Annotated in this window: 1 protein-coding gene; it reads left to right on the top strand. The window is 49.8% G+C overall.

From position 1 onward, the window contains the following. Positions 1-48: 48 nt before the first annotated feature. On the top strand, positions 49-333 hold the full coding sequence (locus tag QQL64_RS12990; protein WP_284400342.1) for a hypothetical protein: 285 nt from the start codon (positions 49-51) through the stop codon (positions 331-333). The last annotated feature ends 287 nt before the right edge of the window (positions 334-620 follow it).

Raw genomic sequence — 620 nt, 5'->3', positions numbered from 1 at the left:
GGTGCCGAATGAATCGCCAGAAGCCCACCTGCCTATCGTCAAATAGATATGAGCGAATTCGATAAATTACACGACGCAGTTTTGCTTTCGATGGAGCATCGTTGGGGGGAAAAGCGTCTTTGTTGCGTATTCCTTCCGGTGTCGCATGAACTCAGGCCTTTAAGTCTCACTTTTGATGGCGTGACCGAGGTTCACATTCCGGCAATGGAGCCGTGGGGGCCTAGTAACTCAGTAAATACGATTTCTTGCGATCGCGACGGTTGTGTGGTTGATTTCGTTATTGAGATGCAAAGTGGCGATCTAATTAAAATCAAGGCTAAAAATTTGATTTAATACGTATACACGCCGTGCCGGAAAAGGGGCAGGAGGCAGTTACACGGAAAAGAGTAACGGCGGTCAGGTTGAGTTTTCGCTTTTCAGTCTGACCTGATTGAACGCTGCTAGGGGGCGACATGTTTCCAATCGCGAACAAGAACGTGCGCCGTTTGGTCTGGTTGCGCAACGTGATCTACCTGACGCTTATGGTCATTGGCTTAGCGGCCCTCGGCATCAAGGCGATGCTGGCGCATTAAGAAAAGGGGCTGGCGCTACGTGGGTCAGCCTTTTCAATTGGGGTATTC

It is taken from the genome of Dyella lipolytica (assembly GCF_030160075.1).
GTDB lineage: Bacteria > Pseudomonadota > Gammaproteobacteria > Xanthomonadales > Rhodanobacteraceae > Dyella_B > Dyella_B lipolytica.
This window is presented reverse-complemented; position numbering and strand designations above follow the sequence as displayed.